The organism is Sphingobacterium multivorum (genome assembly GCF_900457465.1).
GTDB lineage: Bacteria > Bacteroidota > Bacteroidia > Sphingobacteriales > Sphingobacteriaceae > Sphingobacterium > Sphingobacterium multivorum.
The window spans coordinates 530,384-544,499 of record NZ_UAUU01000002.1 but is presented as its reverse complement, the minus strand read 5'-3'; the positions used below and the strand labels follow the sequence as shown (position 1 = coordinate 544,499).

The 14,116-nt window shown below is 40.0% G+C and carries 8 protein-coding genes; 3 read left to right on the top strand and 5 right to left on the bottom strand.

Features of this window, described 5'->3' with window-relative positions; all coding sequences use genetic code 11:
• Positions 1-28 precede the first annotated feature (28 nt).
• The 5 genes from DTA23_RS02480 to DTA23_RS02460 form a co-directional block, all read right to left on the bottom strand.
• Positions 29-2,404 carry an ABC transporter permease gene (locus DTA23_RS02480; RefSeq protein ID WP_112373736.1) on the bottom strand — a complete coding sequence of 792 codons (2,376 nt, stop codon included), beginning with the start codon at positions 2,402-2,404 and terminating at the stop codon, positions 29-31.
• Positions 2,405-2,452: 48 nt separating this feature from the next.
• The gene (locus DTA23_RS02475; RefSeq protein WP_112373735.1) at positions 2,453-4,858 is read right to left on the bottom strand and encodes an ABC transporter permease; all 2,406 of its coding nucleotides are present in this window, start codon (positions 4,856-4,858) and stop codon (positions 2,453-2,455) included.
• A gap of 44 nt (positions 4,859-4,902) precedes the next feature.
• A complete protein-coding gene (locus DTA23_RS02470) occupies positions 4,903-5,580 on the bottom strand; it encodes an ABC transporter ATP-binding protein (RefSeq protein ID WP_046672289.1) in 678 nt (225 codons plus the stop codon).
• Between the two features lie 95 nt (positions 5,581-5,675).
• A complete protein-coding gene (locus DTA23_RS02465) occupies positions 5,676-8,042 on the bottom strand; it encodes an ABC transporter permease (protein ID WP_112373734.1) in 2,367 nt (788 codons plus the stop codon).
• A 63-nt stretch (positions 8,043-8,105) separates the two neighbouring features.
• Entirely contained in the window at positions 8,106-9,359 is a 1,254-nt protein-coding gene (locus tag DTA23_RS02460) for an efflux RND transporter periplasmic adaptor subunit (protein WP_112373733.1), read from the bottom strand.
• Between the two features lie 591 nt (positions 9,360-9,950).
• Here DTA23_RS02460 and DTA23_RS02455 point away from each other — a divergent pair.
• Genes DTA23_RS02455 through DTA23_RS02445 form a run of 3 tightly spaced genes read left to right on the top strand, consistent with a single transcriptional unit; the run spans position 9,951 to position 14,050 of the window.
• A complete protein-coding gene (locus DTA23_RS02455) occupies positions 9,951-11,333 on the top strand; it encodes a TolC family protein (RefSeq protein ID WP_112373732.1) in 1,383 nt (460 codons plus the stop codon).
• Positions 11,334-11,365: 32 nt separating this feature from the next.
• Positions 11,366-12,727 carry a sigma-54-dependent transcriptional regulator gene (locus DTA23_RS02450; protein ID WP_112373731.1) on the top strand — a complete coding sequence of 454 codons (1,362 nt, stop codon included), beginning with the start codon at positions 11,366-11,368 and terminating at the stop codon, positions 12,725-12,727.
• A 3-nt stretch (positions 12,728-12,730) separates the two neighbouring features.
• Positions 12,731-14,050 carry a sensor histidine kinase gene (locus DTA23_RS02445; RefSeq protein ID WP_112373730.1) on the top strand — a complete coding sequence of 440 codons (1,320 nt, stop codon included), beginning with the start codon at positions 12,731-12,733 and terminating at the stop codon, positions 14,048-14,050.
• Positions 14,051-14,116: the final 66 nt, after the last annotated feature.

Sequence of the window (14,116 nt, the reverse complement as noted above, 5' to 3'; positions counted from 1 at the left end):
CCAATCATCCAATTTCTTATATTCGTTTTTATTCGTCCCTTAAACTATCTACGGGATTGGATAAAGCTGCCCGAACAGCCTGGTAGCTGACGGTAACAATGGCGATCAGCAAGGCCAAAATACCACCGAAGACAAATGTTTGCAGCTCTAGATCTGTTTTATATGCAAAGTTGCTTAACCATTGTTTCATCAGGTAAACCGCTATGGGACAGGCTATCAGAATGGAAATGGAAACGAGTAGCACGAAATTTTTTCCCAATAGCCGGACGACACCAAAGGTGCTAGCTCCAAGAACTTTACGGATGCCGATTTCTTTTATACGCATTTGCGCTTCGTGAGTTGCCAATGCAAACAGACCTAAAGCAGATATAAAAATGGCAATACCTGCAAAAACATTGAACAACAAACCTGTACGCTGTTCGGATTTGTATAGACTATCAAATTGTTGATCAATGAAAGTATATTTGAAAGGAGCGTCTGATGGATAGCGGTTATAAACCTTCTCTAAGGCTTTGATGGCCTCAGCGGCTTTTGTGGTACTTGTTTTTACATAAAGCGTGCCCGATCCCCAGCGCGTCCAGAAGACCATTGGACCTATTTTATCTTTGATGGATTTGAAGTGAAAATCTTTCACCACACCGATAATTTGTCCAGGGAAATCGTGGAAACTCATATTGGATCCCACATATGGCGGCTTTAACCCCATTTGTTTTGCTAAGGTCTCGTTGATAATATATCCGGAAGAATCCGCTGGCAGGCCTGTGAAATTTTTCCCTTCAACGAACTGTATATTCATTAACGGAATAAAATCCTTGTCAATTTTGGCTTGCGCTACGATTAGCTTGTTGTCTTTGGATTTGCCAGGCCAATCTATATCGCCCGTGGCATTTCCGAAATCCGTCATGTTGTAAACACTTGAAAGAGAGACTCCTTGTATTGCGTCGTTATTTTTGAGTTCGGTCTGTATGGCGTCCATATGTTTGTAGGCCTCCTCAGGAAGACCGAGTGTAATGACATGATCTCGGTCGTATCCGAGGTTGATCTTTTGGATAAAATCCAGTTGATTGCGGATAACCAAGGTGCATACAATCAGTGTTACAGAAAGTGTAAATTGAAAAACTACCAATATTTTACGCATGGTCGTTGAGGAAACTCCTTTAACTGATTTTCCTTTTAACGAATGAATGGGATTGAATGAGGAAAGTTGTATCGCAGGATATATACTGGATAAGCCTAGTGTGCCGATAATCGCAACACCTATATATAACCATATTGTACTGTTTTGGAAGGAGTAGCTGATTGATTTTTGTGCAATTTGATTGTATCCAGTATGAAGTACAAGGATAAGAATGAAAGCTATTACGAGCGAGCAAAAGAATACAACAACCGTTTCGGTGATAAACTGTAAGAATAGATGGAGACGATTAGCACCGATTATCTTTCGGATGCCAACATCTTTGGCCCGGTCCAATGCCCGTGCAGTACTCAAATTGACATAATTTACTGCACCAATAACCAATAATAAGATTGCAATGATCCCAAAAATTTGCACCATGCGAAGTGTCGATTTATTGCCGTCCGGGGCGATTAAGTGCATGGTTTTTAAAGGATCTAAAACAAAGATGGTTGAATTTTCACCATCGCGGGCTTTGGTATAATTCTCCGAGATAAATTTTCCAATGAGGGTAGGAGAAGCCGTTGGTTTTACTTTGACGTAGGTAGCGAAGCTGTAATTGCCTAAGTCTTCATCGATTGTTTTCCATTTTCCATTACCGCCCCAATTTGTAAACCGTTGTGCATGATAACCTAATGGAATGATCACATTGAATTGCATCGAGGAATTTTGTGGAACATCTTTTAAGATAGCGGCTACGGTGAACAGATCTGCACCATAACGGAAGGTCTTTCCAATGGCCTGCTGGCTGCTAAAGAGTTTTTCTGCTGTTGATGCTGTGACCAGTGCCTGTTTATAATTTTCCTGAAAACCTACAAGCGAGCCCTCTTGTAAGGGAAAATGAAACATATTAAAAAAACTGCCATCAACATAATAGATACTCATATCCGTTACAGGGCGTTTCAGCTTATCGTTGACCAAGGTAACATTATAATCCTGTGAAACGCGCGTTGCAAATTCTACGTCGGGTGCATTTTTGGCATAGTTGCCTATAGGGCCGGGAGTTATGCCCCAAATTGCGCCGTTATGTTCTGGATCCAAATGGGAATTTACGGTATATATTGCCTCATAGTTTGGGTGAAATTTATCAAAGCTCTGTTCATCCTGTACCCAAAAAATAATTAATATCGCTGCAGTAAGACTGACCGACAGACCTAATATATTGATAGCGGTATAGAATTTTCTTTTCCTTAATTCTCTAATTGCGGTTATTAAATAATTCTTTATCATAGGGACAGGTGTTAGTTGTATTGTTCATTAATGAGCTTCTTTATCATCTTATTCATCTCTTAAACTATGTACTGGATTTGCACGTGCCGCTTTTATGGATTGGTAGCTCATCGTAAAAAATGTAATAAGTAAGGTTGCGGCAGCCGGAATAATAAACATCCACCAGGATAGCTCTATTTTATACGCAAAATCATCCAACCATTTGTGCATCGCCCACCAAGCAATTGGGGTAGCAATCAAAATAGAAATGAGTATAAGTTTGATATAATCTTTTGATAATAATCCAATAATCCCCAATACCGTGCTTCCCAACACTTTTCGAATACCGATTTCTTTGGTACGTTGTACCGTGGTGATGGTAACCAGACCGATCAATCCCAGGCAGCTGATGAGAATTGTCGTCGATGTAAATAGATTGATAATCTTCGAGAATTTTAGATCACTGCTATAGAGTTCTTTGATTTGCTGATCATAGAAATCATATTTGAATGGGGCTTTTGGATAATATTTTTTCCATTCTTTCTCAATCTGTTTTAAAGTTTCCGGCCAGGTAGTTGAATTACTATTGAGTTTGACGCTTAGTCTGTTTAATTCCCATTTTTTAATAGAGCTCAGCATGACAACAGGTTGAATGGCTGCATGCAGATTTTTTGTGTGAAAATTGTCGGTTACACCCACAATCTGCCGCTGTTTGTCTGTGTACGTGACAAAGCTACCTACAGCATTTTCAGCAGATTTAAAGCCTAACTTTTGAACGGTGGCTAAGTTTAACACGATGCCAGTGCTCGTATCGGCCAACTGCAGCGGGCGGCCAGCAAGCATTTTAAAATTATAGAGCTTAAAGTTATCTTGGTCGACAAATTTCATTTGTACATCAGCTTGTACCTGTCCCGTATCACTTTTCGCAAACAAGGCATTTCCCCAATGATCGTTACTCATGGGCAGATGCCCCAAGGAAGCCTGCTCTACACCTGTTATGTGCTTAATCGCTTGCTTAAAAACAAAAGGATCAACATTACTGTCCTGGTAGCTTTTACTCGGGAAACGTAGGGTAATAATCGCATCCTTATCGAAGCCGGAGTTATTCTGTAGCGCATGTTTCAACTGTAGACCAATAATGCAAGTTGAAATAACAAACAGCTGAGCAATCAAAAATTGAAATATAATGAGCATTTTCCGAAAAGAAAGATTGCCAAATTTGAGACTTTGCGCATTTGAGATTTTAATGACTTCAACAATCTTTACTTTATTTGTTAATAAAATCGGGTAACCTGAGGAAATTAAGGTAATCGTGATTGTAAGTGTTGCTAAAAATAGCGATACTCCCCATGGATCGGGATACAACTTGAGCTGATCGGGAATATAGGAGGCTAAAACTGTTTGAATGAGAATAAGTAAAGGCCAAGATAAAAGCACCGAAAAAGCTGTAATGCAAAATGTTTCCAACAAAAAGGACTTTGTAATTCTTTTCTGGCTTTCTCCTAATGTCTTTCTGATACCAATCTCTTTCGCGCGTTGTGGGATTTGGGCGGTAGCGAGATTGATGTAATTGACACAGGCGAGTAGAAGCAAAAATATACCTATGCCGATTAGGCCATACATTATTTTCTTATTAACATTATTTTGCGCGTAAGAAGTAAAATGTAAGTCTTTTAAAGGTACTGTGTTTACATGCATTTTAAACCCAAACTTGTCAAATTCGGCATGCGTCATCTCATAGGCCTTTTTATCGGCTGTCTTTATGAGGTTAGGAAGGGAAGCCGATGATTTTACCTTAATAAAGAGCTGCCAATTTGAATTTGAATTGTTCCAGTTTGTGCTATTCCATTCCTTTTCTGGAATCTGGATAAATTCTTTACCCAAAAAGCTGCTTGGATGGGCTAGATCTTTTACAATGCCGGTGACATTGTATAATGTACTATCATAGGACAAAGTCTGTCCTATGATTTGGTCTATTGACCTGTTTGGGAAATACAATTTAGCCCGCGATTCTGTCAGGATGACTTCATGGCTATTTTTTAGTATATTCCTTTGGTCGCCAGCTAACCAAACATAAGGTGTCATTTTGAAATAGTCTCCCGTGGTACCGATGATATCGGGTTGATCTTCAAACTCTATTTTCTGCGTGCCGCCAATATTACTGACACGTTCGAAGTATTGTTTAAAGATGGGTACAGTCAGTTCAACACTAACAAAGTTTTCCTTAATATATGCCGGTAATGGTGCGGGAACACCATCGAAATGATCTAATTTATCCTTTTCTTCATAGGAGGTATGGACCTTGTAAATCTGCTCACTTTTCGGATGATGCTGATCAAAACTAAATTCATAATTGACGATACGGAAAATAAGCCAACAGGCACTTATTCCGATGGCAAGCCCAAATACATTTAAAAATGTGAAAAGACGGTTACGCCATAGTTGTCTGAAAATTAATTTAATCGTGCTCATCATTTACAGGTTATTAGGATAAATATCTTGGTTATATATGTGTGTCTTTATACCGAAGTTGTTTCCATAATCACTTGCCCGTCTAGCATGCGGATTACACGGTCAGAAAACTTTGCATCGTGTTCACTATGTGTTACCATGACGATGGTTGTGCCGGCTTCGTTCAATTCAGTCAGGAGTTGCATGACTTCGTTACCATTATTGGAATCGAGGTTACCCGTAGGCTCATCGGCAAGAATCAATTTTGGATTATTCACGACAGCGCGAGCAACAGCCACACGTTGTTGCTGACCTCCGGAGAGCTGTTGTGGAAAGTGATTTCGGCGGTGCATGATCTGGACTTTTTCCAAAACTTCTTCTACACGCTTTTTGCGTTCTGCAGCTGGAACATTGGTATAAACCAGTGGAAGTTCCACGTTTTCAAATACTGTTAGTTCATCGATTAGATTGAAGCTCTGGAATACAAAACCAATGTTATGTTTGCGGAGATCTGAGCGACCACGTTCTTTGAATTTGGCAACTTCAATCTCGTTGAACAGATAGCTTCCTTCATCCAAATCATCCAGCAATCCGATAATATTGAGTAAAGTCGATTTTCCACAGCCCGAAGGACCCATTACAGCAACAAACTCGCCCTCTTTGACATGAATGTTTAGGTTGTTTAATGCGACGGTTTCAACTTCTTCAGTGCGGTAATACTTTTGAAGGTTTGTGATCTTGATCATATTTTTTGTGCTCATGGTTTTTATGTTTTGGATCCTTGGCGATATTGCCTTGGACAGTTATTATTTCTGTTATTAAATTCTGTTTATTTAATTGTTTATTGATCTCTTAAAGTCTTCGTCGGATTGGCTATCGCTGCTTTAAACGCCTGTGAACTGATCGTCAGTAGGGCAATTACAATTGCTGCTACAGCACTGATGACAAAGATGGTCCAGGAAATCTCTACATGATGTGCATAGTTGGTTAACCATTTGCTCATAATCATCCATGCAATAGGAAAGGCAATGATACAGGAGATCGCTATAAGCGTAACAAATTCACGGTTGAGCATTTGGATAAGTCCCGAAACAGAGGCCCCCAGGACTTTACGAATACTGATTTCTTTTGCGCGTTGCTCTGTTGCAAAGGCGGCTAAACCAAACAGGCCTAGGCAGGATATAATGATAGACATCAGTGCAAATACACTGGATAGTTGCTGTACAAAAAGCTCAGCTTTAAACTTATTATTGAAACTATCATCTAAAAATTTATAGTCAAAGGGGAAGCCCGGGTTATTTTTGACGATGACCTTCTCGATTTGTTGAATGGCATCTGGTAAATCTACTCCAGCCTTTGTCTTGATGGTCATGATGCCATTATCTCTATTCATCGGTAGAAATAGCATCGGCTCAGGATCGGCATACACATTGTTATAAACGAAGTTCTTGACGACACCGGCGATGGTGAACTTTTCCTCACCGTAACTGATGATATTACCGGCCACAAGGCCATCTTTTTTGATCAGTTTTGCAAATGCTTCGTTGATGATAACCGAGGTGCTATCACCTACAAAATTTTGATGGAAGTTTCTACCGTCAGAAAGCTTTAGATCCAAAGCTGGAATAAGACCTTCATCAGAACGTAACATGCCAATCAAAATACTAGCATTTGGATCTTTTCCATTCCAGCTAAAACCGGACGTATTGGAGTTGATATTGAGTATACTCATATCACTGACACCGACCTCTTGCACAACTCCTGTTGCCAATAATTGATTTTTAATCAGTGGGAGATGTTTGGCCATATCGCCTTGTAGCGCTGTTGTCAACACCTGACTCTTATCAAATCCGAGATCCCTGTTCTTGTTGTGCTGAATCTGTTGGTAGATAATAATGGTACAGATAATCAAAACGACGGATGCTGTATATTGTAAAATCACCAATCCTTTGCGTACAAGACTTCCGCTTCCGGCTTTTTGCTTCGCACCTTTAATTGTCGTTAGTGGTTTGAATGCGGATAGGAAAAATGCGGGATAGCTACCTGCAAATAGGCCACAGGCAAGGGTAATTACCAACAGAAAAAGGAGGTGTAAAGGTGCCGATAAATTAACCTTCAGCTCTTGGCCTATCATTGCATTGAAAGGACCGATAAAGATGTAAATCAGCAACAAGGCTACCAAGGAAGAGATGGTTGCCAATACGAGCGATTCCCCTAGGAATTGCGTCACTAAAGATTTGCGGCTTGCGCCAACAACTTTACGCATACCCACTTCTTTTGCTCTTTTTTCTGACCTTGCTGTTGCGAGATTCATAAAATTGATGCAGGCAATTAATAGAACAACCCAAGCAATAAAGGTAAATAGACGTATATTTTTAATACCGCCTTCTATTTCATTTCCGCTATTGTCAAATTGGTTGTACGTAATCCAACGTTCCATTGGATAGAGGTAATTTTGTGAGAACGTGACTTCACCATTGGTTTTGCGTTTGACAAAATCCATCATCTGTTTGTTGATCTGGTCAACATTGGCATTATCTTCGACCTGAACCAATGTTTGTACGCCATTGTTTCCCCAGTTTTCCAACCAATCCTGACCAGCTTCAAACTTTTTGAAAGGAATCAGCCATTGAAAATCATAGCTGCTATTTTTGGGTAGGTCCTTGATTACCCCTGCAACAATAAATGGCTCAGTATTGTTTGTTTTGACGGTTTTTCCCAATGCCGGGCGGTTACCAAATAATTTATGGGCAGCTGTTTCTGATAACACGATATTGTTGACCTGATCGAAGGCGGTATTTCGATCACCCTCCAAAAAATCCAAGGAAAGCACATCTGCAATGGAGCCATCGGCATATACCCCTGTCTGAAATATATTATTGTCTCCTACAGAAAATAACATGGGCGAATTCCAGCTCATGCGAACGGCATGCTTAATACCGGGTATTTCTTTTGCTACGCTTTGGGCAAATGGTCCAGGTGTCGATTCGAATACATAAGTAGCACCATCGTAAGTCTGTTTTGATTTGACAACATAGATATTCTTTTTGTTGGCGAAATTATCGTTGTAGCCCAACTGGCTTTCAACCCATAAAAAAATCAACGATGCCGCAGCGATACCGACCGCCAATCCAAAAATATTAAGAAAGCTGTACCCCTTGGTTTTCCAAAGGTTGCGAAGTGCGGTTTTAATAAAGTTTTTAATCATAATTAAGTCGTATGATAAAAGCGGTTATCGAGAGATATGATGTGCTCGATAACCGCTAGGATGTTACTTTTTAATATTTAGCTCTTGCACCTTATCGTAGGTCTCATAGCTCGATACGATAACCTTATCGCCCGGTTGTAGACCTTTGATAACCTCATAATATTCCGGATTTTGTCTTCCTAATTGGATATCGACACGATATGCTGTACTTCCATTTTTATCCAATTTGAAGATCCAGTTACCACCGGTCTGTTGATAAAAACCGCCTTTTGCCAGCAATAACGCTTTGGTTTCATCGCTTAATGCCAAACGTATTTGTAAAGTCTGTCCACGGCGGATCCCTTTGGGAACATCATTGATAAACTCCATGTCAACCTGGAATCGGCCATTGGTGACTTGTGTATAGACTTTCTTGATACGGAGTTTGTAGGTTTTTTCACCGATAGAAAACTCCCCTTGTAGATCTGGGAAAATACGGTTGATATAATGTTCATCGATGTCAGCGCGCACTTTGAATCCTGTTAAGACGTCGATTTGTCCCAATCGTTCCCCGGCGTTTTTATTTTGCCCGATCTCTGCATCGAAGGCGGTCAATTGCCCGTCAACAGGTGCCCTAACAATCAAGTCGCCAATTTTCCTTTTCATCAGTTCCAATGCACTCTGCGTGCGTTGGTAAGTTTGTTTGTCCTGATTGGTTTTTTGTGCATTGGAGATTTCGTCCTGTTTCAGGATCTGTTTGGTCAAGTTGACCCGTTCTTTTTGATAGTTGTATTCGTTCTTTGATTTTTCGAACTCTTGTGTACCAATGGCTTTTTCGTTAAGTAATTTTCTGTTTAGATTATAGATCCGCTCCGCTTCCCGATAGGCCTGTTCTACATCAGCCATTTGGTTGCGGTTGTTAATTGATGCTTGTTGTGCATTGGTCTGCGCAATTTGTGACTGTGTCAATAGATTGAGCACTTGCGTTTCTTGTTGTACCAGGGTAAGCTCCTGATCGGTATTGGAAAGACGCATGATTGCATCCCCTTTTTTTAAGATAGCCCCGTCTTCTACAAATTTTTCTTCGACGCGTCCGCCAACAGAAGCATCGAGGTATATACTACTAATAGGAAGCACGGTGCCATTTATCGGGATAAATTCTTGAAAGTTTCCATTTTTTATTTCGACAATAGAGATGCGGTCAGCTTCAACATTCAGTTTGCTTTTGCCGGAGGTAAAATAGAAACTGGCACTGATTAAGCCAACTAAGCCAGCAACCCCCACAATAGTCATGATACGTTTGCTATTCCACTTCTTCTTTTCTAAAGGTCTGTCCATAATTTAATATCAATTTTGTATGTAACTATGAAAGCTGTGCCAATAATTTAATTTACTGATTTATAGTTGTTTATTTTGTTTTGTTTGGCGCTCGGTGTTCGATAGCGGACACTTCTTGTACGAAGACGTACAACTGGAAGTTTTTCGCTGTTTATTGTGGCAACTGAAGTGCTTTGAGCAAATATAACCACAGGTTGTGGTAAGGTACGTTAGTTCTATTGGAGTACACATTGATTTATGTATAGTTTATTAAGTTGCAACGGATAAGAATCTTCAATTTAAATATATCAATTCTCTTAATTTGCACGGAACTAATACGGACTTTATAGGGACCTTATTCGGACCTCATTCGGATGAAAGCGAATAAAAACCGAAGAAACTCCGATGTATATCCATTGAATAAACGAATAAATACTGAACTTGATTTCCATCATGTTCCTACTTATACTCTTGTGGATTTTTATTGTCCAACTACGCACACCGACTGTTCATTAATGAACATTTTTGAAAATATGTTTTTTGTATCTGTTTGATAGTTAGTGTTTTTGTTGTTTGGCATGGCGATGGTCAGCAAGAGAATAAAAACTGGATATGAAGAGAGTTTATATATATAGTACATTATGCTTTTTATTGAGTTATGCTAAGGCAGGGGCGCAACAGACGGAGCAGCAACTAACGGAAAGAGTGTCGGGGACAGCAACAATTGCAGCGGTCGACGATAAACAAATTGCCAAGCGGAGCTTAGCTGAGTGTATCCAGTTGGCCATAAAGGCCAATCCAACCTTATTGCAGAATGAACTCGATGTGAAGCGTGCCGAGGTGAATTTGGCACAGGCTAAAGCGAATAGACTTCCCGATGTCGATGCGAGCCTACAACATAGCCTGACCTCAGGTAGATCGCAGGATAACTCGACCCTTCAATATATTTCATCCAACAACTCAACAGGGAATTTTTCTTTGGGAGCCAGCCTGCCGTTATTTAGAGGGTTTCGTCTATTTAACGAAATTCGGATGCGTGCTGATGCAAAGACAGCTGGTAAATTGACTTTTGATACGCAGATTAATAACCTAAAACTAGATGTTATTACCGCTTATATTCAAAGTTTGACTGCCCAGGATATATTGCGGCAATCCGAAATGCAGACTGAAGTAACCCGAGAGCAGGTCAGACGTGCGGAGAGCATGCATAAGGAAGGCGCAATTAACCCTGGGGATTATTTTGATTTGAAAGGACAACTGGCAAATGATGTCAACACGATTGAAAATAATCGTCAGTTACTATACAGTAGCCGGGTGAAACTGGCGGCCTTATTGAATATGGCGGAAAATCAATTAGGGGAATTGGACAATATCGGAATAAATGAGACAGGACAGCGTTTGGATGAGAAGCAATTATATGATATGGCTGTCGACCAATTGCCTGATATTAAAGCTTTGGATTATCGGATAAAAGTGGCGGAGCGGGATATTAAGATTGCGAAATCATACTATTACCCGTCTTTGAGTCTGAGCGCTGGCTTAGGATCAAATTATTCAAAATTGGGGATTCAAGGAACGTATTGGTCCCAAATGCGTAATAACGTGGGAAAATCTATTTCTCTAAATCTCTCAATTCCCATTTTTAATCATTTGCAAGTATATAACAACGTCCGCCTGGCAAAATTAGATCTACAAGCTGCTAAATTTCAGAAAGAGATCCAACAAAATGTTTTACGGTCGGCGACGTCCAATGCGGTTTTTAATTTGCAGAACGCAAGTAACATGATTACACAATTACGTAGTCAAAATGAAAACTACGCGGAGTCTTTTCGCATAGCCAAAGTCGTTTTCGAATTGGGAAACAGTAATTCAGTGATTTTTTTGACCGCAAAAACGAAATTCGACAACAGTCAGATTCAATTGGTCGTCAAGCAGTATGAATGGCTGCTGCAAAAATATATCAATGATTATTACGCAGGCTCATTGAATTTATAATTATCTTAGTATCTTCAATGAAGTCAGTAAGTATGAAAAAAGCATCTATTTTAGTCGTTGATGATGACCAGGATTTATTAACTGCGGCAAGAATCTTGCTTAAACCTAAAGTTAGTCATATTCAAGTTGAACCCAATCCGGAGAACTTAATCGCACATCTGGAGAAGACACCTTATGATCTGGTACTTTTAGATATGAATTTTAAAAGTACAATTAATACTGGTAATGAGGGATTATATTGGTTGTCCCGGGTTAAAGAAAAGTTTCCACAGGTACATGTCATTATGATTACCGCTTATGGAGCTGTAGATCTCGCTGTAAAATCGCTGAAACAGGGGGCGTCAGATTTTGTCGTGAAACCCTGGGAAAATGAGCATTTATTGGCGACGATCGAAAGCACGCTTGCTGAATCAAAAAACAAAGAAAAGAAAAGTAAAAGTTCTCTGCTCAGTAGTGCGAACAGTCCTGATTTGATTGGTAACTCTGTTGTTATAGACGAACTGCAATATAAATTGGAGAAAATAGCGCCGACAGATGCCAATATTTTAATATTAGGTGAAAATGGGACAGGGAAAGACCTCATTGCTCAAGCCATTCAGCGAAGATCCTTGCGTTCAGATCGAACTTATGTCAAGGTCGATGTCGGGGCGCTGACAGAAACATTGTTTGAAAGTGAGCTTTTCGGTTATAAAAAGGGGGCATTTACGGATGCACGTGAAGACCGTCAAGGGCGATTTGAAGCGGCAAATGGAGGGACATTGTTCCTCGACGAAATTGGAAATATCTCTTTGCAGCAACAAGCTAAATTGTTGACCGTACTCCAGAATAGACAGGTGACACCGTTGGGTTCCTATCAACCAATCCCGGTGGATATTCGCTTAATCTCAGCAACCAATGTGCCGTTGAAACAGCTTGCAGATGAAAGCCGTTTTCGAAAAGACTTAATTTATCGGATCAATACCGTGGAAATTCAGGTACCACCATTGCGTGAACGGGGAGAGGATATCAAGCTATTGGCTGATCATTTTCTCGATATCTATTCGAAAAAATACAATAAACGGATTGAAGGCTTTGAACCGGATGCGGTTAAAAAAATGTGCGCATATCATTTTCCGGGCAACGTCCGGGAACTTCAATACAGCATCGAGCGTGCTGTTATTATGGCAGATCAGCTTAGTATCGCCGGAAATGACCTTTTCTTCTCACCGATCGAACAGCAAGTAGATAACCACGTTGTTGAAACTAGCGCTAGCAGTCAAAATTTGGAAGAATTGGAACGTAAAGCAATCAAATCTGCGATTGAGCGTTACAACGGAAATATCAGTAAGGCAGCAAAGGAATTGGGACTGACAAGAGCTGCGCTTTATAGACGTTTGGAGAAATATGATATTTAGTCGATGAGGCACGGAAAAATCTTAAATGCGATCAAGATTATATTACTGTTGATAGCTGCTCTTGTGAGTGCTTATTTGCTACTAAAACGTGAATACGTACAGGCGGCTTTGATTTTCTGTGTGATGCTTTACCTGGGTTTTAACCTATATGCACAATATAATTTTTTGGCCAAGCAGTTGATTGAATTTTCCGAAGCGGTCAAATACCGTGATTTTACCAGACGTTTTTTGGTGAAAAACACAAAATCAGTAGAAGGAAAGCTTTTCCTTGCCTTTAATCAGATCAACGAAACATATAAGGAGATCAGTATTAAGCAGGAAATTCAGCATCAATACCTGGACCGTGTGATCAATATGCTGAATTCGGCGATTATCTTTTATGAGATGGATAGCGGTAAGGTCATGTGGGTGAATGATGCTTTCAAGCAGCTATTTCATTTGCCACATCTTGGAAACATCACGGGACTGAAGAAAAAAAACAATGATCTTTATGAAAAAACCATGTTACTTGAAAACGGACAGCAGCAGATGGAGTCCGTTCAGTCAAGTAAAGGGAAGATTAAATTATTGATTCAAAGCTCAAGCTTTGAGACACAGGATGCTTTGTTTCGCATTGTTGTATACCAAAATATCAATGAAGCAATTGATGAAACTGAGACAAAGGCATGGCACAAATTATTGCGCGTACTGACGCATGAAATTATGAATTCCATTGCTCCGATCAGCTCACTGGCTGAAACCTTAAACGGTCGTTTGGACCATTTCAAAGGAACTGAAGATATTGATGATCTAAAAACAGGCATTTCCACCATCAAACGTCGTAGCGAAGGACTTTTGCATTTTGCGAAGAGTTATCGCATGATCAATAAAGTCGATCAGCCTCAGCTAGCACCGATTCAAATTTCACAGCTGTTTGAACATATCTATCAACTGCTTGAACCAACCTTGATCCAGAAAAATATTGATGTCGATATTATCCTAAAAAATACAAGGCTTATTTTATCTGCCGACGTCAATTTGATCGAACAGGTTATTATTAACTTAATGTTGAATGCGATAGATGCGGTTAAAAATAGGGAAGAAGCCTATATTAGTTTATCTGCTCTTGAAGTGGACGGCAAGGTGCAGATTCGGATTGAAGATAACGGGGCAGGAATTCCTGCCGATCTTCAGGAGCAGATCTTTACACCATTTTTTACAACAAAGAAGACGGGTACAGGAGTCGGCTTGACCCTAAGTAAACAGATCATGCTTTTGCACAAGGGTACTATTTTCCTCAATAGTACGGAAGGAAAAGGGAGTGTTTTTGTTCTCCAGTTTTAAAGATATTATGTAGCCTAGCTAATTTAACCGTATGTATTCAGTGGAATTAAACCTGATGTTCCATGT